The sequence below is a fragment of the Angelakisella massiliensis genome, assembly GCF_900104675.1.
GTDB lineage: Bacteria > Bacillota > Clostridia > Oscillospirales > Ruminococcaceae > Angelakisella > Angelakisella massiliensis.
Genome location: NZ_LT629945.1, coordinates 74,726 through 94,933 on the forward strand (window position 1 = coordinate 74,726; position 20,208 = coordinate 94,933).

The window sequence follows — 20,208 nt, forward strand, 5'->3', positions numbered from 1 at the left end:
ACCATGATCACCTATGCCATTCTTCTCCACCCCGGCCATAACCGGGTCTACTTTTCCGCCTCCAAAACCCTTTCTCTCCACGAGCTTACCATCGCTTTGCGGAGCTTTCAGGGCTCTTTCGGGCCTGCGGAGCTGCGGGAGCTGGCGGGGGTGCCCTATATCACCTTTACCTCCCAGACCCCTCTTTCTCCCCAGCAGCTGACCGATCTGGGACGGCTTTCTCCTGTCTACGCCTTGTTCCGCTTGAAAGAAAACGCTGACGGTCCCATCCTTTCCCCCTTGGCGCTGCCGGAAAGCCGCTATATGGATTCCTCTGTCAGCAGTATCCTTAAATACACCGGCAAAACCAACGAACTGTTTACCAGAATGATGTTGAGCGTGGCCTATCATTCCCTCCCCACTCCTCCCCGGGAACCGGTGCGGGTATTGGACCCCATTGCCGGAAAGGGTACTACTTTGGCGGAATGCCTCATCCGGGGCTGGGATGCTTATGGCGTTGAAATTGGGGACAAAGCTGCGGGTGAGGCCTTCACCTATATGAAAAAATATCTGGAAACTGAAAAATACAAGCATGAGGCACAGAACCAACGCATCAGCGGTCCCAACCGCTCTTTCACCGCCCGCCGGTATCAAATCACCCTGGCACACAATAAGGATGAATTCAAGCACAGTCCCCGGCAGTGGGAAATGGTCGCCGGGGATTCCCAATACTGCGACCATTACTTCCGTCACGGCTTTTTCCATTTGATCGTGGGGGATCTGCCTTATGGGGTGCAGCACGGAAATGTTACAGGCCAGAGTCAAGGATCTCTCACCAGAAATCCCTGTCAGCTGGTGGAAAAGTGCTGCCCGGCCTGGCATAAGGTGCTGATGAAAAATGGGATCCTGGCCCTCTCCTGGAACAGTTTTGTTCTTTCCTGGGAAGACCTGGCCGCTGTACTGGAGCGTCATGGTTTTCAGGTGTTTCGGGAGGAGCCCTATCATTCCTTTGAGCACCGGGTAGATCAGGCGATCCGGCGGGATCTGATCGTAGCTGAGAAAGCAGAGTAATCATTCTTTGCTTTTCCACAGATAGTCTTTTTCCTCTTACCAGACATCACTGTGAACCTCGCATCCCAAAACCTTTCCAGTGGGTTTTGGGATGTCGCTTTTATGCTCTGTCTGCAATCAGCCCTTACTGCGCTGTCTCCTTTTTTGCCATCATGCACAGCCAGTGCCTCCTCTGATCGCAGGCAACCATTATTTCCTTAAAACCAGCTTTTTGGAGGAAATCTTTCAGCTGATCCTTATGATAAATTTGCAGACCGTCAATCATGCTCATCCATTTCCTGTCCTCTTTTCCGGTGCCGTCTGCTTCGTTTACGATCAAAAACATACCTCCCGGTTTCAGCACCCGCCACACTTCCCGGAAGCTTTCAACCGGGCCCGGCCAAAAATATACGGTTTCAAAAGCTGTAATCAGGTCAAAAACCTCTGCCTGAAAGGGAAGATGGGATACATTCCCCCAAATGACCTGAAGTCTGCCTGCTTGAATTGCCTGTCGGCCAATATGTTTTGTTTTTTCAACTGCTGTCTGGGAATAATCCAAAGCTGTCACCTTCGCCTTGGGAAATTTCTTTAACAGCTGTACCGTGTTTCTTCCTCCGCCGCATCCCAATTCTGCAATCCGGTCAGGAGAAATACCCCAGAGATGCCCCATACCCCAGTCGGAAACTGATGCATGAGCCCTGTTCATTGCCTCCATCATCAATTTTCCCCATATGCCCTCCGGCTTTCGCACATGTTTGAAGTATCCTTTGATCATTCCCATTTTTATATCCTCAACTGACATACCCGCCTGTATGATTGATGCCCGGCGGGTATTTTCTTTTAACTCAAAGCCTAAACTCAGTTCTCCTTTTTAAAATATTCCTTTGCTAAAATAATGAAACCTCCCACAAGCAAAAGCAAAGAAATCAATAGCGGAAAAGCGGTTCCATTCTGGAGCACCGTGCAAACAAACCTTCCTGGAGGAGTTACCCATCCATCTGCCGGAACAATTCCCGCGACAGCAACAAGAATCGCAGTGCCGATCATTCCGCCTATAAATAAAATGCCGCCTATAAATACTTTTCTCATCTGTTACCTCCCTGCAAGTCCATTTGATGGTTTTGGTTAGTTTATGCTAACTAAAGCATACCACAGTCTTTGTCCAGAAAAAGAAATAAATTGTAAACTTGGAGAAGAAAGCGCATTCAACGCAGAAGATGTTACAAAATGCTCTTATAAAATGAAGAAACCGCACTCTGCTGATGTATTCCATTGCTGCCAAATATAACGCTGCATCCGTTTGTGGGCTTGAAATTGTTCCTGTTCATAGCTGTTTGCGGTATGTCCGCTCTGCTTCAAATGATATCCTTGAGGCTGCTTTTCAGTTTTCTCCTTCATCCGGGCTCTCTGTGGAGCTATCTCTAAAAGGTCAAATAAAAATGAACCGAGCCCACCGGTGAAATTACACCTTTGCGCTCGGTTCATTTCTTAATCGCTATTGCGAAATGTTCTTTCAGGGGGAAAGCTTTCTGCCTTTACATTTCCTTTGGTATGCTGTACGGTACCGTTTCCCTTTTCTTCTTCGCCAAAATCATCCGTCCAAGGCAGAAATGCAGGCAGCACTCCAGTTTTCCTCTGTTTGTTGCCCAATTCTCCTCCTTATTCCACTGTCAAGTCTGCTGTTTTACCCCGTACCAGCTTCAAAAGAGCGTCAGGAGCCACCTCTACCTGAAAGCCGATTTTTCCTCCGCTGACTATAACGGTTGGTATATCCAGCACCCGCTGGTCAAAAACAGTGGGAAACAGTTTTTTCATTCCCACTGGTGAACATCCACCCCGGATATAGCCGGTGAGCTTGTTGATTTCATCCACATGGATCATCGCAATGGATTTTTCCCCTACCGCTTTGGCGGCCTTTTTCAAATCCAGCTCCGCAGCCACGGGGATGACAAAAACATAGGGCTGTCCTGAGCCGGATTTTGTAACCAGTGTCTTATACACCTGGTCCGGGTTCTGTCCAAGCTTGGTCGCTACACTGACGCCGTCGATCTTTCCATCCTCATGGTCATAAGTATAACTGTGATAGGCAATACCGGCTTTATCCAGCATTCTCATCACATTGGTTTTTGTTTCTGCCATATATGCTCATCCTTTCCTGTTCCTCAGGATTATACTACCGGCAGCTTTGGAAATCAACTGTTTTTGCTGTCTGAGAAAAGGGATCTGGCAAGCACAACCAGATCCCTTTTCTCAGGTAGATTTTTCCCTTTATTGAAAAACGCCCCTCCTCATCCGTAAAAGGATGGCGTATCTCAACCAAAGTATTTTTTGGCTTCCGACAGAAGAAACTCCGCCTTGCGGGAGACATCTTCGGGCTTGTGGATTTTGCGGGAAACGCATACCGCAGCCGGCTGATCACAGACAAAACATCCTCTGGGTGGAAGCCCCAACGCTTCCCGTCCCACCGGAACGCCTTCACTGTCCATCAAATCAATGTCCAGCATTCTCCCGCCGGGAATTTGCTGCTCCGCCTCTACAGAAAACATCTTTACCTTTCTGGGATCCTCCTGCACCGCAATAAAACAGGCCGGACCATCCTCACCAGTTATAAAGCCCTCATGCCTCCAGGCCCATCCCTGATGGTCAAGCATTTTGGTATATTCCTCACACATAGAGCGAAACAGCGGCTCATAGACCGGATCTGCCCGATAAGCTACCGGCAGACAAACAGTGATGGTCACCAAAGAGGCAAAACCGCCTTTTGCCGCCAGCTCCTGCCTTTTGTTCCACCTTTTTTCCCGATCCTCCAATACCCGAAGCAGACGCTCGTCCATTTTTTCCTCCTGTCAACTCAGTCTCATGCGGGATAACCGATACAGGACGATGGCAACGGACAGCAGGTCCGCGCATCCTCCCGGACTGAGATTCTTTTCAATATAGATCCGGTCCATTTCCGACAAAGCCGTCATACCGGATGGAGTCAGCGCTCCTCCCTGTTCCAACAGCTCCCGGGCTGAAGCACGGAGAAAAGCAAGTCCCTCCATGCCGCAGCGGGCCAGAACATTGGTATCCTCCACCTGCGCCATTAAATGGAGCAGGGTTTGGAGGTAAATTTCATTTTCATGATATTGGCCGGAAGAAAACAATTCCTCCAGCACAGGCAAAGCATAACGGCGAACCGATTCAAAACCGGAGGCTGCCTCACCCCGGATTCCCCGGATGCCATATCGGTCATACAACTTGCGCCCCTGAGTCAATTTGTCCTCCTGGCGCAGGAAGTCCCTTTGGGCAGGCTGGGCAATCACACTGGCTGCGGTACAAACCCGACGGACCCCCAGATCCTTCAGCTGTATGCCGCAATAACCTGCTGCCGCGGCAATAATTCCAAGGGAGAAAATCGCTCCCTTATGAGTATTGACACCCTTTGTAGCCGCGAACATCTTTTTTTCACACTCCACCCCCAGTGGGCGAAGCTGATCCAGACTGCATCCGTCCAATTGCTCCAGTTCAGCTCCCACCCGGGCGCATTGTTCAAAATAGGGAGCAATCGCAGTAATGCTGGTCAAAAAAGTATAAAAATCCATATCCCGATGGGCACCGCTGCTATAGCGATCCACCAAACCGGGTTTTGGAGAGGCCGAGACCTCCGCCAACAGCGCACCGGCACAGCAGCAGCGGATTTGATAATACAGTTCTGCCGGTTCCAAGGGCCTCTCCTCCTTAAGATAGCCCCATCATCCGCTGTTTCCAGTGAATGATGGGGCTGTTTTCGACGCGTAAAACCATTGGCTTTACCAGCCGATGCGTAAAACGTTATGAAAAGAGAACTGAATCAATCAAGCTGCGGTCTTGTTCTTCTTCTTGCTGAACAGAGGCTTGATCACAGGCAGCAGCAGCATGATAACGCAAACCAGCATGATGATACCGGTGATGGGTCTCTTCAGCAGGTAAATGAACTCAGCCATCAGAGTATCGCCGTTGGCAATGGTAACAGCACGGCGCAGGTTGGACTCGCACAGAGTACCAAGCACCAGGCCCAGGATCAGAGCAGCGGAGTTGAACTTGCAGATGGCGAAGACAAAGCCGATGATACCGGCAATAGCCATCAACTGAACGTCCACGATGGCGCTCTTGGTGGCATAGGAACCGATAGTGGCCAGCATGATGATGGTGGGTCCGAGGATGCTGTAGGGGATGGACAGAATCTTGGCAAACACCTTGGCAACAGCGATGGAAACGAATACCATCAGGATGTTGGCGATAGCCATGGAAGCGAAGGTGGCAGCCAGATAGTCAGGCTGGTTGACCAGCAGCAGGGGGCCCATCTGGACGCCCTTCAGGGTCAGAGCAGACATCATGATAGCGGCAGCGTTACCGCCGGGGATACCCAGGGAGAGCAGAGGAACCATGGCGCCGCCGGTAGCAGCGTTGTTGGCAGTCTCGGAAGCAGCGATACCGCCGATGTAGCCGGTACCAAAGCGCTCAGGATGCTTAGCCATCTTAACTTCCATGGAGTAGCACAGGAAGGAAGCGATGGTGGCGCCGGCGCCGGGAAGAATACCAACGATGGTACCAACGATGGCGCAGCGGAGGATGATCCACTTGATCTCCCACCACTCTTTGAAGGTGGGCAGGCTGGTGTTGACGGAACCATTGCCGGCGCCGTCGGTAGCTTTCAGGGTCTTGGGCTTCTGGGTCTGCTTGAGAACCTCAGTAACAGCGAAGATACCGATCATGACAGGGATCATCTCGATACCGGAGGTGAGCAGGGAGGAACCGAAGGTCAGACGGGGCACGCCCAGCAGGGGGTCGATACCGAAGCAAGCCAGGAAGATACCCAGCAGGCCGGAGATGATGGTCCGGCAGATGTTGTCGCTGTCCAGGCAGGTGAGGATGGACAGACCCATGAAGGTGATGGCGAACAGCTCGGAAGGACCGAAGCTCAGAGCAGCCTGGGTCAGCTGGGGGCTGAGCAGGAACATGCACAGAGCAGCAAACATACCGCCGATGGCGGAGCAAACCAGAGAAACACCCAGGGCTTTACCCGCCTGGCCCTGCTGAGCCATGGGATAGCCGTCGAAGGTGGTGGGCGCCGAAGACGGAACGCCGGGGATCTTAAAGAGGATAGCGGTGATACCACCACCGGTGATGGAGGCGCAGTAGATGGCCACCAGGAACGCGATGCCCTCAACAGCGGGCATGCTGTAGGTAAAGGGAACACCCAGAGCAACAGCCATGGTAGCGGAAACGCCGGGGAGGGCGCCGAAGATAACACCCAGAATAATGGCAGCCAGCATCATGACCAGCATCTTGGGAGTGCAGACGATGGAGAAGCCGGAAACTAACAGTTGACCCAAATCCATAATTTTCTACTCCTCCTATCTTAGAATGTAGGGATAATGCCTTCCACAGCCAGAGCGATGGTACGGAAGATGCCATAGCCTCTGGGAAGCATAACGCCCAGGAAGACAGAGAATCCGATGTACAGAATCAGGGTGATGACCAGAGCGGACAGCACCAGTACAGGAATACGGCGCTCACCCAGCAGCAGACCATAAGCAACCATGAACAGGAAGCAGGTGAACAGGAAGCCAAGATACTCCAGCACCAGAGCCATCACCATAACGATGACCATAGCCACAAAGAGCTTGGACTTAAAGAAGGCCGCAGTCTCCTTGGCAATGCCGCCAAAGCCGAAGGAAATACCATTGGCACGATTAGTCTTGATAATACGGAAGATGTTGTAGGCCAAAGCCAGGAACATCAGGAACAGGACCGCCTGGGGCCACTGCTCAGCACCCAGCTCCAACGGATCGGAAGCGGGCATTGTTGCGCCGACGTAGAAGAAGCAGAAGATACCGAACGCCAGCAGCAATACATTAACTATCAGTTCCAGTGTCAAGTGACTCATCTCACTTTCTCATTGATCTCATACAATCTCATACACACTCATACAAACAATGGGAAGCCATATGCTTCCCCCTTGGTCCGCACCGGCCTAAAACCGGTGCGGACCAAGGCAAGAATTCTTAGAGAAAATATCGCCTTTGCAGTTTTCTCAACCTTCAAAAACTGCAGAAAAGACCATTAAGGGTTCAATTAGGCAGCGGTGTAGTCTCTAACCAGCAGGCCCTGATCTCTCAGGTACTCGGTAAAGGTGGCATACTCTTCATCCATCAGAGCCTGAGTGTCGGCAGCGTTGGCATAGCCTTCACGCTCGTCATAAGCACCCTGCTCCAAGAAGGACTGCCAGGTGGGATCCTGGACGCACTCGGCAATGGCAGCTTCCATCGCGTCGATAGCGGCTTGAGGAGTACCCTTGCGGCACATAACAGCTCTCCAGGTACCGATGTAAGAATCGATGCCCAGCTCGCCGGTGCACTCCATGTCGGGATATCTCTTCATTCTGTTCTCGCTCAGAGCAACGATAGGAATGATATCGCCGGAAGCGATCAGACCCTGGATCTCATCAGTACCAGTGATCATCAGGTGGAGGTGACCGCCAGCGATAGCAGCGTTCATCTCAGAACCGGAACCATAAGCAACTTCCTTGACAGGGAGACCTTCCAGAGTCTGACGGAGAGAGGCAGCGTCAGCACCGGTAGCAGACAGCATACCAACGGAAATCTCGTTGGGATGAGCGTTGATGTAGTCAAGCAGCTCAGAGAAGTTGGTGTACTTGCCCTCAGCAGCCTTCTTGGAAGCAGCGATGATGCTGATGGAGTGTACCAGCTTGGCAACAGGAACGAACTCATCCTTGAAGTTCATGGTGGGGATACCCTGGAGGTCCGCCATGATCAGGGACTGAGTACCCAGCATATAGGTGTAGCCGTCAGCGGGCTGCTTGTAAACATACTCCACACCGTTGACACCGCCGGCGCCTTCGATGTTGTTGACCTGAACCTGGACGCCCAGCTTCTTGGTCAGCAGGTCAGCCATGGGACGGATGGTAGCGTCAGCGCCGCCGCCAACACCCCAGGGGCAGACGATTTCAACTTTTCTCTCCCAGACCCAGTTGCCGTCAGCATCAACGGTTCCCTCGGAAGAACCGGCGCCGCTGCAGCCGGCAACCATCATCAGAGCGAGTACCGCGCTGACCAGCGCAAACAATCTCTTCTTCATGATTCAATCTCCTCATACTTTTTTATCTTCCCGCCGGGGGCCGAATGTCCCCGGCGACAAAACCGAAACCATGTTTTGCAAAATCAGTTGTTTTTCACCTTGCGGATGACATCGATGACTTTGCTGTCACGATAGTAAACCAGACCCACGATCTTATCCTCATACTCGATGGGATCGGGCTTGCCCACGATCGCCTCAGCCATAGCCTGAAGCTCCTTGATGGTCTTGAGTTCAATGCCGGCAGCAGTCAGACGCTCAATGAGGTCGGTGCGTGCAGGATTGACAGCCACACCATACTCAGTAACCAGCACATCCACGGTGCTGCCGGGAGTAACAATGGTGTTGACCCGGTCCAGAATGGTGGGGATACGGCCTCTGATCAGGGGAGCCACGATGATGGTCATCTTCGCGCCGCTGGCAGTATCAGGATGTCCGCCAATAGCGCCGCGGATCACACCGTCAGAACCGGTGAGAACGTTGACGTTGAAGTCGGTATCGATTTCCAGAGCGGAAAGAACGACCATATCCAGCTGGTCCACAGCGGAACCCTCAGTGCCGGGGCCGGCATAATGATGACCGCTGACAACACAGTGGAAGGGATTCTCACGGACAGAGCGGACAGCATCCAGATCGAAATCCTGAACATCCAGCAGCTTCTTGATCAGTCCTTTTTCATGGAGCTTGACCATAGCGCCGGTGATACCGCCCAAAGCAAAGTTGGCCTTGATCCCCTTTGCAACCATCTTTTCCTCCAGGAAGCGGGTAACAGCCAGGGAAGCGCCGCCGGTACCGGTCTGGAAGGAGAAGCCATCCTCAAAGTAACCGGAATTCTCCATGACCTTGGCAGCGGTCTGAGCGATCTTCAGCTCACGGGGATTGGTGGTAAAGCGGGTAGCGCCGCTGGCAATGCCCTTGGGATTGCCGATCTCGTCGATGGTGACGATGTAATCCACATGAACCTCGGGGATAGCCGCCGGAGTATTGGGATAAGGAACAATATGGTTGGTCAGAATGATGGTCTTGTCAGCAAACTGGGCATCGGGCATAGCATAACCCAGGGAGCCGCAGTCATAGGAGGTATCGCCGTCACGGTTAAAGCCGTTGGCGTTACCGGCGCAGTCACAGGAAGGAGCGCCCAGGAAGGCCACATCGATGTGCAGCTCGCCAGTGGCAACGGCACGGGCCCGTCCGCCGTGGGAACGGAAGATCACCGGGATATCCATCAGGCCATTGGAAACCTCGTTGGCCAGCTCACCGCGGAGGCCGGAGGTCTCGATGCGCTTGATGACGCCATTCTTGATGTGCTCGATAAGGGGAGCATGGCAATCGGTCAGAGAGCTGGCGGCCAGCACCAGATCCTTGTAGCCCATCTTGGCCAGGGTATCCACCACCAGGTTGACGATGTAATCGCCGTTACGGAAGTGATGATGGAAGGAAATGGTCATGCCATCCTTCAGACCGGACAGTTCGATGGCCTTCTCCAGAGACTCCACCATCTTGTTGGTGCGGCCCTGGGGAGCCTTGAGGCCCTCCTCAAAGGGGGTACCGGTATGACGCTTGCCGTCAAAAGCTTTCAAATCGCCGATCCCGTCAATATGATCCGGGAACTCAACGCCTAAAATATTCTTCATCTTGTCTCTCCCCCTTACGCTCTTTTGTAGACGCCGGCGGCCTCAGCCAGCTCCAACATACGCTGGGCGCGGAGCACCACGGGCTTGTCGATCATCTTACCGTTGAGGCTCACGACGCCCAGACCTTTCGTCTCAGCTTCCTTGAGGGCCTCAATGATCCGCTCAGACTTCTCAATATCCTTGGCGGAGGGGGTGAAGATTTCCACGACAGGAGCGATCTGACGAGGATTGATGACAGACTTGCCGTCAAAGCCCATATCCTTGATGAGCTGAACTTCCTTGCGGAAGCCTTCCTCGTTATTGACGTCGGAATAAACAGTATCCAAAGCGGCAATGCCGGCGGAACGGGCAGCAATGAGCAGCTGAGCCCGGGCGGCAAACAACTCCACACCGCTGGTGGTGCGGGTGGTCTTCAGATCGGTAACATAGTCCTCAGCACCGATGGCAATACCAATCAGGCGGTCGCTGGCATGAGCGATCTCCTTGGCATTGAGAATGCCCAGTGCACTCTCGATAGCAGCCATCATACCGGTGGAACCCACGGGGATGCCGTGCTTTTTCTCACATTCGGTGATGTAGTTATCCACATCAATGATGTCCTGTGCGGTCTCGCTCTTGGGCAGACGGATGATATTGACGCCGGCGCAGACCATCGCCTCGATATCAGCCTTACCGTGATCGGTATCCAGGGGATTGACCCGAACTACCAACTCAGTATTGCCGTAGTTGATGGTTTTGAGCGCGTTGTACACCAGGAAGCGGGCGGTGTCCTTCTCGGCCAGCTTGACCGAATCCTCCAGGTCGAACATCAGGGAGTCCGCTCCATAGAGGTGGGCATCCCGCATCATGCCGGGATTGTTGCCCGGAATAAACATCATGGTTCTTCTCAGTCTAACCTTCTGATAAGCCATTTTTTATTCCCCCCACTTGTAATCGGTAGACTCGGCGGCACGATAGAAAGCAGCGCACACCCGGGCCTTGATGGTGCAGTCCAGTGCACCTCTGTCGTTGGCTACGACCTTAACGCCGTCAGCCCCCAAACTCTCCAGGGTCTCGGTGATGACCTTTCTGATCTGTTTGCCGTACTGCTTTTCCACTGTACTGGTCAAATCGATCTCGATCCCCTTCGCGCCCTTTTCCAGTGTAACCATAATGTCACTGGACTCCAGCGTTCCGGCAGAGGCGGTCTTTTTGATTTCCATGTCCCAACACTACCTTTCTTTGCTGAACCCTGATTTGTAATGTTCCATTTTCTGTTCAGAATTTGGAAACACCTTATTTACAGATACACTATAAAACATTTGCCTTTAAAATTCAAATACGAAAAAGGTATACGCAATATGCAAAATGAACTATATCAAACCATCTTAAAAAAAGCTGGGGGAAGATGAATTGTTTTTGTGTGTACAATTAGCATAAAAAAATCGCTTCATCTTCGTCTTATATGACGAAATATTTTTTTGTCTTTCCGATGAATTTTGCTCTTGAGCACTTGTACAATTCTGTTTTGGCTCTTGTATTATCGCATATTATTTATTAAAAATCAACATTTTGTTGATACTTTTTGTTTTTAGTGCTGTGTTTTACTGTTGCTTTTACCCTGTAAACGGATAAAGGAGACCGCATTCCATAAATGAATACGGTCTCCCAAAAAACAAAATATTTGTAATACTTGGAGGCGATTTTTCTTTATTGATCAGCCACGATAGTAGTTGATCAGGCAGCCGTCCAGGATGATCTGACGTTCATCATCGGTCAGAGTACCCAGAGAAACGGTGATCTCCCGAACCTCATTACCAATGACATAGCCCTTGATCGCATCGCTCTTTTCCACAATGGCCTTGCGGATACCGGGGAAGAAAATGTAATCATCCAGCTGGAAGGCTTCAGGATCCTCCACCAGGAAGGGGATCATGCCCCAGTTGATCAGGTTGGAGCGATACCGCTTGGTGGCATACTCCTTGGCCAGGTTGGCCCAGGCGCCCAACACTCTCTGGCAGGAGGCAGCCTGCTCACGGGCGGAACCGTCACCGGGCTTGTTGGCAAAGATGGTGCTGCCAATGCCGATCTGACGGGGATGAACATCAGCAAAACCGGGGATGGTCTTGATCTTGTCGTATACCGCAGTCAGCTCGGTTTCCTTAGCGGGGCAGGAACCGGATTCCCGGATCAGCTCCAGCTCATGGACAGCTTTGGCCTTGCCCACATAAGCAGGATCTTTCCGGCTCAGGGCAAACTCCGCCAGACGGAGAGGATTGGAGCGGTAAGAAGAGGTCTCACCGGAGGGGATCAGCTCGTCAGTAGTGGTAACAGGGTCGGTGATGTAGCTGACCACCTTCACCAGCAGATCCTCGGTGAGAGCGGGAATCTCCGGCCAGTCTTTGATGTTGGGGCCAAACTTCAGCTCTGCGTCGGGCTGCGCCTTGCCAAAGCCGTCATACACTCTCTTGTCATAGACGCTCTTGTCAAAGTAGTACTTGGGATTGGTGTAATTCACATCCAGATCGGTGGCTGCGGTCAGGCGGCCTCCGTTGATGGCGGTGGCGGCGATGGAACGGGCATCCATCAGCGCTACGCCGGACATCTGGCCCTCGCCGGGCTTGGAGCCTTCCCGGTTGGGGAAGTTGCGGGTGGTATGGCGGATGGAGAACTCACCGTTGGCAGGAGTGTCGCCTGCACCGAAGCAGGGACCGCAGAAGCACTCGCGGATGATGGCGCCGGCGCCGGCGATCTTGGCAATGGAGCCATTCTTGATCAGCTCCAGATAGGCGGGCATGGAGCCGGGATAAACGCTCATCTTAAAGGTGCCGTTGCCGCAGGACTTGCCGTCCAGGATATCGGCTACCGCGCAGACATTGTCAAAGGTACCGCCGGAGCAGCCGGCCACAATGCCCTGGTCCACATAGATTTCACCGTCAGCATGGAGCTTGCTCATCAGGTCCATATGAGCGGTTTTGGCGATCTGGCTGTTGGCCCGATCCTCCACCATCTTCAGGATGTCCTTGGCATTCTCTTTCAGCTCACGGATGGTGTAGGTGTAGCTGGGATGCATGGGCATAGCGATGGTGCACTCCACCTTGGAAAGATCCACATACACGCAGCCGTCATAGTAAGCCACATCAGAGGGATTGAGCTCTTTATAAGCCTCGGGACGGCCATGGATGGTGAAGTAATCCTTCACTTTCTCATCGGTGACCCAGATGGAGGACCAGCAGGTGGTCTCGGTGGTCATAACATCGATGCCGTTGCGGAACTCTACAGGCAGGTTCTTGACGCCGGGGCCCACAAACTCCATCACCTTGTTCTTGACATAACCATTGGCGTAAACCTTGCCAATGATGGACAGCGCCACGTCCTGAGGACCTACGCCTGCAGCGGGAGCGCCTTCCAGGTAGATGGCGATCACACCGGGACGGGGCATATCATAGGTGCGCTTGAGCAGCTGCTTGGCCAGCTCACCGCCGCCTTCGCCCACAGCCATGGTGCCCAGAGCGCCGTAGCGGGTGTGGCTGTCGGAGCCCAGGATCATGCGGCCGCAGCCGGACATCATCTCACGGTTGTAGGAGTGGATGACCGCCATATTGGTGGGAACATAGATGCCGCCGTATTTCTTGGCAGCGGACAGGGCAAACATGTGGTCGTCCTCATTGATGGTGCCGCCTACAGCGCACAGACTGTTGTGGCAGTTGGTCAGGACATAGGGAATGGGGAACTCTGTCATACCACTGGCGCGGGCAGTCTGAATAATACCTACATAAGTAATATCATGGGAGGTCAGGGAGTCAAACTTGATCCGCAGGTTCTCCTCTGTACCGCTGTTATGAGCAGCGATGATGCCGGCGGCCATTGTACCGCGGCGAGCCTCCTCCTTGCTGGGGACTGTACCCTTGGCCTGCTTGAGGGCCGCCTGGGCATTGTTGTCGTCAGGGATAATCTGACATCCATCCACCAGATAAACACCGGTGTCATACAACTTAACCATTCTGCATCTTCCTTTCGCTGTTCTGTCAGGCTGTTTGTTTTTCACAGCATCTCAGCCGTGCTTGTCTTTTTTCTGATTACATTATATAATATCGGTAGTTCATAGGCAAATATTTAATTTCAAATACCCCCTATAAATTTTATCAATAGGAGCAAGGATGAATGACTGACAAAGAACTGCTGTATATCCGCGCTGTGGCAGAGGAACGGAGCATTTCCAAAGCCGCCCAAAAGCTGTTCATCACCCAGCCCTCTCTGAGCCAGTGCATCCAGCGGATCGAAAACACCTTGGGCACCCGTCTGTTCACCCGCACCAGCAGCGGTTTGACTCTCACTTACGCCGGAGAACGATACTGCCAGATCGCCGGGCAGATCCTGCGTATCTACAACGACTTTGAGCTGGAAGTCAGTGACATCAACAACCTGAAAAAGGGCAGGGTCACCATCGGCATCACCACCTATATGTCTACCTACTTTCTTCCTTCCATCCTCCCCGCTTTCCATCGCCTTTATCCCAACATCGAAGTTTATGTGCTGGAGGAGACCTCCACACAGCTGGAACGGGATCTAGGCTCCGGACGGCTGGATTTTGCCCTGTCCCACCTCTCCCCACCTCCGGAAAATGTACCGGCGGACAATGTGGAGTTTCGCCCGCTGCATCAGGATCCTTTTGTTCTCACCGTTCCGCCGGGCCATCCCCTTTGCCGGGATGCCGTTCAGTATCCGGGGGAGGAATTTCCCAGGATCGACCTGCTCCGCTTCGCCCAGGAGCCTTTTGTTATGGTCACCCGGGGACAGCGCATCCGAAAAATTTCCGATATGATTCTGGGCAGAGCACAGATAAACCCGCCCATCGTCCTCTCCACCAAAAGCTTTGAAACAGCCAGACGTCTAGCCGCCCAGGGAATGGGGGTCACCTTTACTCCCCGGCAGTATCTGGATATTTTTCCAGGGCATTATCCTGGCGAATATTATTGCATCGATCCCCTTTATCATCCCTACTGGACCCTGGGTATCGGAGTACTGAAAAGCGGTTACCTGTCACGGGCCGCTCAAAGTCTCATTGAAATGATCTGCGGGATGTTTGCCGACAAATCCCAGCAGAATCATGATCATGAGGAAATGGAAGAAAACCTTTTTCCCCAATCAAGTTCTTAACGGAAATCAAACCAAGAGCGTAAAAACCCTTTGTCATCCATTCCTCTCAAATCTGAAAAGCATGAACTTGAATCACACCGTATCTTTGGTTGTATAAGCCACATCCCCATAGCGGAAGTGAGTAACGCCCAAAGCGAGGCGTTCCCGTTACAGCCTTTCAGCAGCATCTCCCTGCTTATACAAACTTTTAAGCAAAGAGAGGCCCCGCCGTAAATCACAGCGGGGCCTCTCTTTTATTTGAATGGTTTGCTTTCTTTTACAGAGCTCTGGTAAGGACTTCCTGCTCCGCAGCTGCAATAAAATCGCTGAGAGCCACAGCGCCCTTGTCTCCATCCTTCCGGGAGCGGACAGAAACAGTTCCCTCTGCTTCCTCCTTCTCACCCACAATGAGCATATAGGGGATCTTTTGCAGCTGTGCCTGACGAATCTTGTAGCCGATCTTCTCAGGACGGAAATCCTTCTCCACCCGCAGACCAGCCTCATCCAGTGCGGCAGCCACTTTAGCGGCATAATCATTGTATTTCTCAGAAACAGGAATCACTTCCACCTGCACGGGGGCCAGCCACATGGGGAAAGCACCAGCAAAGTGCTCGGTGATAACGCCGATGAACCGCTCAATGGATCCCAGCACCACGCGATGGATCATCACAGGACGGTGCTTCTCATTGTCCGCGCCGGTATACTCCAGCTCAAAGCGCTCAGGCAGCTGCATATCCAGCTGGATGGTGCCGCACTGCCAGGTACGTCCCAGAGAGTCCGCCAGATGGAAGTCCAGCTTGGGACCATAGAAAGCGCCGTCTCCCTCATTGATGATATAATCCTTACCCATCTCTGTTACAGCAGCCTTCAGGGTCTCAGTAGCAAAGTCCCAATCCTTCACATCGCCCATATGATCCTCGGGCATGGTGGAAACCTCGATCTGATAGGTCAGACCAAACACAGAGTAAACCTCGTCAAACAGGCGGACCACATTCTTGATCTCATCCTTCATCTGCTCCCAGGTCATGAAGATATGGGCATCATCCTGAGTAAAGCAGCGGACACGGAACAGACCGTGGAGGGCGCCGGACAGCTCATGACGATGAACCAGACCCAGCTCGCCCACACGGAGCGGCAGATCACGGTAGGAATGGGGCTCACTCTTGTACACCAGCATACCGCCGGGACAGTTCATGGGTTTGATGGCAAAGTCCACATCGTCAATGACGGTGGTGTACATATTTTCCTTATAATGATCCCAGTGTCCGGAACGCTCCCACAAAGAGCGGTTGAGCATCATGGGAGTGGAAATCTCCACATATCCATAGCGCTTGTGTACCTGGCGCCAATAGTCGATCAGGGTATTGCGCAGCACCATGCCCTTGGGCAGGAAGAAGGGGAAACCAGGGCCCTCATCCATCAGTGTGAACAGACCCAGTTCCTTGCCCAGTTTCCGGTGATCCCGGCGTTTGGCTTCCTCCAGCCGCTCCAGGTATTCCTCCAGCTGGCTCTTCTTGGGGAATGCTGTACCATAAATACGGCAGAGCATCTTGTTCTTCTCGCTGCCTCTCCAGTAAGCGCCGGTGGAAGAGGTGAGCTTGACCGCCTTGACCGGGGCGGTGGTCATCAGGTGAGGACCAGCGCACAGATCGGTAAAGTCCCCCTGCTTGTAAAAGCTGATTTTCTCGCCCTTACCGGCGTGCTCCTCAATCAGTTCCACCTTGTAGGGCTGATCCTTCATCAGCTCCAAAGCCTCCTGGGGATCCAGCTCAAAGCGCTCAATGGGCAGAGCCTGTTTGACAATGGCCGCCATTTCCTTCTCGATCTTCTCCAGATCCTCAGGGGTAAAGGCAGGCTCCACATCGAAGTCATAATAAAAGCCGTTGTCAATGGCAGGGCCAATGGCAAACTTGGCATTGGGGAACAGATGCATCACCGCTTGGGCCAGAATATGGGAAGCGGAGTGATTGAAGGCCCACTGACCGTCCTTGTCATCAAAAGTAAGAATTTCCAGCTGGCAATCATGATCCAGCACTGTCCGCAGATCCTTGAGCTCACCGTCAATCCGGGCGGCGCAGGCGGCCTTATACAGACCCATTCCCAGTTCCTTGGCCACATCGGCGGCAGTGACCGGATGATCAAAGGATTTAACCACGCCGTCCTTCAGTGTTACATTGACCATTGTTTTGATACCTCCAAGTTCTATTTTGAATCCAGCTGCAGGGAGGGAGAAACAAAAAAAGCCGCCCTGCACAGCACAGGGCGGGTATCTTGACCCACGGTTCCACCTGAATGACAGAGCTCCTTTGGCTCCGCCTCTCATTAGGGATGATAACGCTGTCCCAGCGGCGGTGTTCAGCCTTCTGCCTGCACCGCTCTCAGGAGTGGTACCCTGTCCTGCAACATCCACCCACGATCTCAGCAGTTTCATGGATTCTCTGTCAGGATGCTTGACGCAGTAGGGGCGTCTCCGTCAACGAATTTTCTTTGTTTCAACTGCTTCTAATTTAGCACCCCATGAGACAAAAGTCAAGGGCTAAAGAAAGGATTGGCGCTGTTTTTTGCCAGGTTTGCTCTTTAAAAGCAGCCAGCGCGCACGCCCTGTGTTTTTTGTGGCGATACCATAGCCAAAAGCAGGTGCAGGAGTTCATTTTACATCTGTGGCAGCCTTCAAAAACCGTACTCCAAATAAGTTTTGAGGCAGGCGGAAAACCTGCCTCCACCCCCTTGTGTCCGGTTTTCAGAGAGCTGTTTTTTTGGATATGAAACAGGTGTTTACCGCAGTAAAAACTTGTCGTTTTTGTGACGAAGTTGTTGCATCATGTGTTACAAATTCCTTGACATTCATAAGAAGAAGTTATACAATAATAGGGGTATTTGTATAACTTTTTTACAGATACTCCCTGCTATTTTTGTTACACTTTCCATAATCCCCAGCAAGTCAAAAAATCAAAAGAAAAGGAGGAAAAGGCACAGAATTATGACAACCCAAACATTGAGCATGATCGTGTGCGGACTGATTTCATTTGTCGTCGGCGCGGTATTGGCCTTCTTTGCCGGCGTTAAGTATAGAATGAAAGTAGCCGAAGCCGAGCTGGGCTCAGCAGAAGAAGAAGCCAAACGTCTGGTAAGCGACGCCATCAGAGCAGCTGAAACCAAGAAAAAGGAAGCTCTGCTGGAAGCCAAGGATGAGATCTACAAGATCAAAAACGACTCCGAAAAGGAGATCAAGGAACGGCGCAGCGAGGTGCAGCGTCAGGAGCGGCGCCTTCAGCAGCGGGAGGAAAATCTGGACCGCAAGACGGAAAACATGGAGAAGAAGGAAGAAGCTCTTCAGCAGAAACTGAAGGATGCCGACCAGAGGCTCCAGGAAGCGGAGCAGGTAAAGGCCAGCCAACTGGAAATGCTGGAACGGATCTCGGGGTATTCCGAGGAACAGGCAAAAGCCTATCTGCTGTCCACCCTCAGCGATGAGCTGACCCATGAAAAAGCGCTGAAGATCCAACAGTTTGAACAGCGCTACAAGGAGGAAGCGGACCAGAAGGCACGGGAGATCATTTCCCAGGCTATTCAGCGCTGTGCCGCTGACCATGTGGCTGAGGTTACTGTTTCGGCAGTTCCCCTGCCCAGCGATGAGATGAAAGGCCGGATCATTGGCCGTGAAGGACGCAATATCCGTACCCTGGAAACCCTGACAGGTGTAGACCTGATCATCGACGACACCCCTGAGGCCATCACCCTCTCCAGCCATGACCCGGTCAAGAGAGAGGTGGCGCGGATCGCCCTGGAGAAGCTGATCCAGGATGGCCGTATCCATCCCGCCCGTATTGAGGAAGCGGTGGAAAAAGCAGCCCGAGAAGTGGAACAGAAAATCAAGCAGGACGGCGAGCGCGCCGTCATTGAAACCGGAGTTCATGGTGTCCATCCTGAACTGATGCGGCTGCTGGGACGTATGCGCTATCGTACCAGCTATGGACAGAACGTACTGGATCACTCCATTGAAGTGGCTCAGATCGCGGGTATTATGGCTTCTGAGCTGGGATTGGAGCCCACACAGGCCAAGCGTGCCGGCCTTCTCCATGATATCGGCAAGGCTCTCACCCATGAGATCGAAGGCTCCCATGTGGCTATTGGTGTGGATCTGGCCCGGAAGTACCGTGAGAATCCAGACATTATCCACGCCATTGAGGCACATCACAATGATGTGGAGCCCAAGACCATTGTGGCATGTCTGGTTCAGGCTGCCGATGCTATCTCCGCCGCCCGTCCCGGCGCCCGGAGAGAAAATCTGGAAAATTACATCAAGCGTTTGGAAAAGCTGGAAAGCATCGCTAACTCCTTTGAGGGAGTGGACAAGTGTTTTGCTATCCAGGCTGGCCGTGAGATTCGCATTATGCTCAAACCCGACATCATCAGTGATGATCAGATGATTATCACCGCTCGGGAAATTGCCAAGCGGATCGAGGATGAAATGGAATATCCGGGCCAGATCAAGGTCAATGTCATTCGGGAAACCCGTGCGATTGAATACGCAAAATAAACTGAACCTGCAACCAAAGGGGACCGCTTCGGCGGTCCCTTGAGCGTGTCGAAAAAGTTCGACACGCTCAAGGGGGTATGGGATACCCCCTGGATACGCCGCTTGGTTCCTGACGAAACCAGCGGCGATACCCCCGGTTTCGCGCCCCGGTGGGCGCGGGTCGTGGTATAAAAATCAGGCGCATGTCCTGATTTTTATGGGGATTTTGAATTTTATTTGCTCTTTCAAACAGGCTTTTTCTACAGTCTGAAGGGACCGCTTCGGCGGTCCCTTTTTTTATATGTGCAATCAAAGACAAAAGCTCAAAACAGAAGGTACTGCATCTGATGAAACTGGTTCTTTTGAATTCATTGATTTTGTTGATACCAGTGAAAAATTTTTGTTTTGGAGACGAAGATTGCTGGGTATTATGGGATTCCATTTAAGCTGCAAAAAGTACTATCATGTCGAAAATATACAAATAGTAATCTGCTAATACCTGCTTTGGACAATTCAGCAGCTGTGCACCCAACCTTGTATCCTTTCCATTGGACCGTACTGTTTCAAAATGATGCTTCTTTTCATCAGCTTTGCCTGTGAAGTATCTTTTCTCCTCCTTACTGCTGGGATTGATAACACAAGTGATGATTTAGGGCTGTCGCAATTGAATTTTATAAAAGCTGAAATTTGTAGTATTTTGCATCAAATATACTATAAGTATTACATATTTTAGAAGATGACCTCCGCTTGTATCAAAAATCTTTATATAAGGCTATTGACAAAATAATA

The 20,208-nt window shown here is 52.1% G+C and carries 19 protein-coding genes; 4 read left to right on the forward strand and 15 right to left on the reverse strand.

What is annotated here, in order from left to right; all coding sequences use genetic code 11:
- Positions 1–3 precede the first annotated feature (3 nt).
- Positions 4–1,050 carry a TRM11 family SAM-dependent methyltransferase gene (locus tag BQ5383_RS05570; RefSeq protein ID WP_071430150.1) on the forward strand — a complete coding sequence of 349 codons (1,047 nt, stop codon included), beginning with the start codon at positions 4–6 and terminating at the stop codon, positions 1,048–1,050.
- A gap of 124 nt (positions 1,051–1,174) precedes the next feature.
- On the opposite strand, the gene BQ5383_RS05575 is transcribed toward BQ5383_RS05570, so the two are convergent.
- The 14 genes from BQ5383_RS05575 to BQ5383_RS05630 form a co-directional block, all read right to left on the reverse strand.
- A complete protein-coding gene (locus BQ5383_RS05575; RefSeq protein WP_338061411.1) occupies positions 1,175–1,831 on the reverse strand; it encodes a class I SAM-dependent methyltransferase in 657 nt (218 codons plus the stop codon).
- A 56-nt stretch (positions 1,832–1,887) separates the two neighbouring features.
- Positions 1,888–2,118 (reverse strand): hypothetical protein, encoded by a 231-nt coding sequence (locus BQ5383_RS05580; protein WP_071430154.1) that lies wholly within the window; start codon positions 2,116–2,118, stop codon positions 1,888–1,890.
- A gap of 144 nt (positions 2,119–2,262) precedes the next feature.
- Complete coding sequence (locus BQ5383_RS21035; RefSeq protein WP_172724590.1) at positions 2,263–2,427, reverse strand: hypothetical protein; 165 nt, start codon at positions 2,425–2,427, stop codon at positions 2,263–2,265.
- Positions 2,428–2,517: 90 nt separating this feature from the next.
- Positions 2,518–2,679, reverse strand: coding sequence for a hypothetical protein (locus BQ5383_RS21040; RefSeq protein WP_172724591.1), 162 nt, complete (start codon positions 2,677–2,679; stop codon positions 2,518–2,520).
- A gap of 9 nt (positions 2,680–2,688) precedes the next feature.
- Positions 2,689–3,168, reverse strand: a complete 480-nt coding sequence (ybaK, locus tag BQ5383_RS05585; RefSeq protein ID WP_071430156.1) for a Cys-tRNA(Pro) deacylase — start codon at positions 3,166–3,168, stop codon at positions 2,689–2,691.
- Between the two features lie 173 nt (positions 3,169–3,341).
- Entirely contained in the window at positions 3,342–3,863 is a 522-nt protein-coding gene (locus BQ5383_RS05590) for a citrate lyase holo-[acyl-carrier protein] synthase (RefSeq protein ID WP_071430158.1), read from the reverse strand.
- Positions 3,864–3,875: 12 nt separating this feature from the next.
- Positions 3,876–4,736: a triphosphoribosyl-dephospho-CoA synthase CitG gene (gene citG / locus BQ5383_RS05595; protein WP_207646806.1), complete on the reverse strand. Its 861-nt coding sequence runs from the start codon at positions 4,734–4,736 to the stop codon at positions 3,876–3,878.
- A 129-nt stretch (positions 4,737–4,865) separates the two neighbouring features.
- Positions 4,866–6,392, reverse strand: a complete 1,527-nt coding sequence (locus BQ5383_RS05600; RefSeq protein ID WP_071430160.1) for a tripartite tricarboxylate transporter permease — start codon at positions 6,390–6,392, stop codon at positions 4,866–4,868.
- Positions 6,393–6,412: 20 nt separating this feature from the next.
- Positions 6,413–6,940 carry a tripartite tricarboxylate transporter TctB family protein gene (locus BQ5383_RS05605; RefSeq protein WP_071430162.1) on the reverse strand — a complete coding sequence of 176 codons (528 nt, stop codon included), beginning with the start codon at positions 6,938–6,940 and terminating at the stop codon, positions 6,413–6,415.
- Positions 6,941–7,128: 188 nt separating this feature from the next.
- Positions 7,129–8,151: a tripartite tricarboxylate transporter substrate binding protein gene (locus BQ5383_RS05610; RefSeq protein WP_071430164.1), complete on the reverse strand. Its 1,023-nt coding sequence runs from the start codon at positions 8,149–8,151 to the stop codon at positions 7,129–7,131.
- A gap of 83 nt (positions 8,152–8,234) precedes the next feature.
- Positions 8,235–9,782, reverse strand: coding sequence for a citrate lyase subunit alpha (gene citF / locus BQ5383_RS05615; protein WP_071430166.1), 1,548 nt, complete (start codon positions 9,780–9,782; stop codon positions 8,235–8,237).
- 14 nt (positions 9,783–9,796) lie between these two features.
- A complete protein-coding gene (gene citE / locus BQ5383_RS05620; protein ID WP_071430168.1) occupies positions 9,797–10,693 on the reverse strand; it encodes a citrate (pro-3S)-lyase subunit beta in 897 nt (298 codons plus the stop codon).
- 3 nt (positions 10,694–10,696) lie between these two features.
- Complete coding sequence (gene citD / locus BQ5383_RS05625; RefSeq protein ID WP_071430170.1) at positions 10,697–10,984, reverse strand: citrate lyase acyl carrier protein; 288 nt, start codon at positions 10,982–10,984, stop codon at positions 10,697–10,699.
- A 494-nt stretch (positions 10,985–11,478) separates the two neighbouring features.
- On the reverse strand, positions 11,479–13,764 hold the full coding sequence (locus tag BQ5383_RS05630; RefSeq protein ID WP_071430172.1) for a hydratase: 2,286 nt from the start codon (positions 13,762–13,764) through the stop codon (positions 11,479–11,481).
- Between the two features lie 161 nt (positions 13,765–13,925).
- On the opposite strand from BQ5383_RS05630, the gene BQ5383_RS05635 reads away from it, so the two are divergent.
- Complete coding sequence (locus BQ5383_RS05635) at positions 13,926–14,921, forward strand: LysR family transcriptional regulator (protein ID WP_071430174.1); 996 nt, start codon at positions 13,926–13,928, stop codon at positions 14,919–14,921.
- A 256-nt stretch (positions 14,922–15,177) separates the two neighbouring features.
- On the opposite strand, the gene thrS is transcribed toward BQ5383_RS05635, so the two are convergent.
- Positions 15,178–17,082 carry a threonine--tRNA ligase gene (thrS, locus tag BQ5383_RS05640; protein WP_071430176.1) on the reverse strand — a complete coding sequence of 635 codons (1,905 nt, stop codon included), beginning with the start codon at positions 17,080–17,082 and terminating at the stop codon, positions 15,178–15,180.
- A 798-nt stretch (positions 17,083–17,880) separates the two neighbouring features.
- Between thrS and rny the strand changes: the two genes are divergently transcribed.
- Both rny and BQ5383_RS21760 read left to right on the forward strand, forming a co-directional pair.
- Positions 17,881–19,440 carry a ribonuclease Y gene (gene rny / locus BQ5383_RS05645; protein ID WP_071430178.1) on the forward strand — a complete coding sequence of 520 codons (1,560 nt, stop codon included), beginning with the start codon at positions 17,881–17,883 and terminating at the stop codon, positions 19,438–19,440.
- A 39-nt stretch (positions 19,441–19,479) separates the two neighbouring features.
- The gene (locus BQ5383_RS21760) at positions 19,480–19,611 is read left to right on the forward strand and encodes a hypothetical protein (RefSeq protein WP_268874629.1); all 132 of its coding nucleotides are present in this window, start codon (positions 19,480–19,482) and stop codon (positions 19,609–19,611) included.
- Positions 19,612–20,208 lie beyond the last annotated feature (597 nt).

Bases quoted from the DNA above. Each gene is read 5' to 3' on its own strand.
- BQ5383_RS05600 (WP_071430160.1), bottom strand. From the start codon at position 6,392: ATGGATTTGGGTCAACTGTTAGTTTCCGGCTTCTCCATCGTCTGCACT.
- BQ5383_RS05575 (WP_338061411.1), bottom strand. From the start codon at position 1,831: ATGTCAGTTGAGGATATAAAAATGGGAATGATCAAAGGATACTTCAAA.
- BQ5383_RS05580 (WP_071430154.1), bottom strand. From the start codon at position 2,118: ATGAGAAAAGTATTTATAGGCGGCATTTTATTTATAGGCGGAATGATC.
- ybaK (WP_071430156.1), bottom strand. From the start codon at position 3,168: ATGGCAGAAACAAAAACCAATGTGATGAGAATGCTGGATAAAGCCGGT.
- BQ5383_RS05605 (WP_071430162.1), bottom strand. From the start codon at position 6,940: ATGAGTCACTTGACACTGGAACTGATAGTTAATGTATTGCTGCTGGCG.
- BQ5383_RS05610 (WP_071430164.1), bottom strand. From the start codon at position 8,151: ATGAAGAAGAGATTGTTTGCGCTGGTCAGCGCGGTACTCGCTCTGATG.
- citE (WP_071430168.1), bottom strand. From the start codon at position 10,693: ATGGCTTATCAGAAGGTTAGACTGAGAAGAACCATGATGTTTATTCCG.
- BQ5383_RS05635 (WP_071430174.1), top strand. From the start codon at position 13,926: ATGACTGACAAAGAACTGCTGTATATCCGCGCTGTGGCAGAGGAACGG.
- citD (WP_071430170.1), bottom strand. From the start codon at position 10,984: ATGGAAATCAAAAAGACCGCCTCTGCCGGAACGCTGGAGTCCAGTGAC.
- BQ5383_RS05570 (WP_071430150.1), top strand. From the start codon at position 4: ATGATCACCTATGCCATTCTTCTCCACCCCGGCCATAACCGGGTCTAC.
- citF (WP_071430166.1), bottom strand. From the start codon at position 9,782: ATGAAGAATATTTTAGGCGTTGAGTTCCCGGATCATATTGACGGGATC.
- rny (WP_071430178.1), top strand. From the start codon at position 17,881: ATGACAACCCAAACATTGAGCATGATCGTGTGCGGACTGATTTCATTT.
- BQ5383_RS05630 (WP_071430172.1), bottom strand. From the start codon at position 13,764: ATGGTTAAGTTGTATGACACCGGTGTTTATCTGGTGGATGGATGTCAG.
- thrS (WP_071430176.1), bottom strand. From the start codon at position 17,082: ATGGTCAATGTAACACTGAAGGACGGCGTGGTTAAATCCTTTGATCAT.
- BQ5383_RS21035 (WP_172724590.1), bottom strand. From the start codon at position 2,427: ATGAAGGAGAAAACTGAAAAGCAGCCTCAAGGATATCATTTGAAGCAG.
- BQ5383_RS05590 (WP_071430158.1), bottom strand. From the start codon at position 3,863: ATGGACGAGCGTCTGCTTCGGGTATTGGAGGATCGGGAAAAAAGGTGG.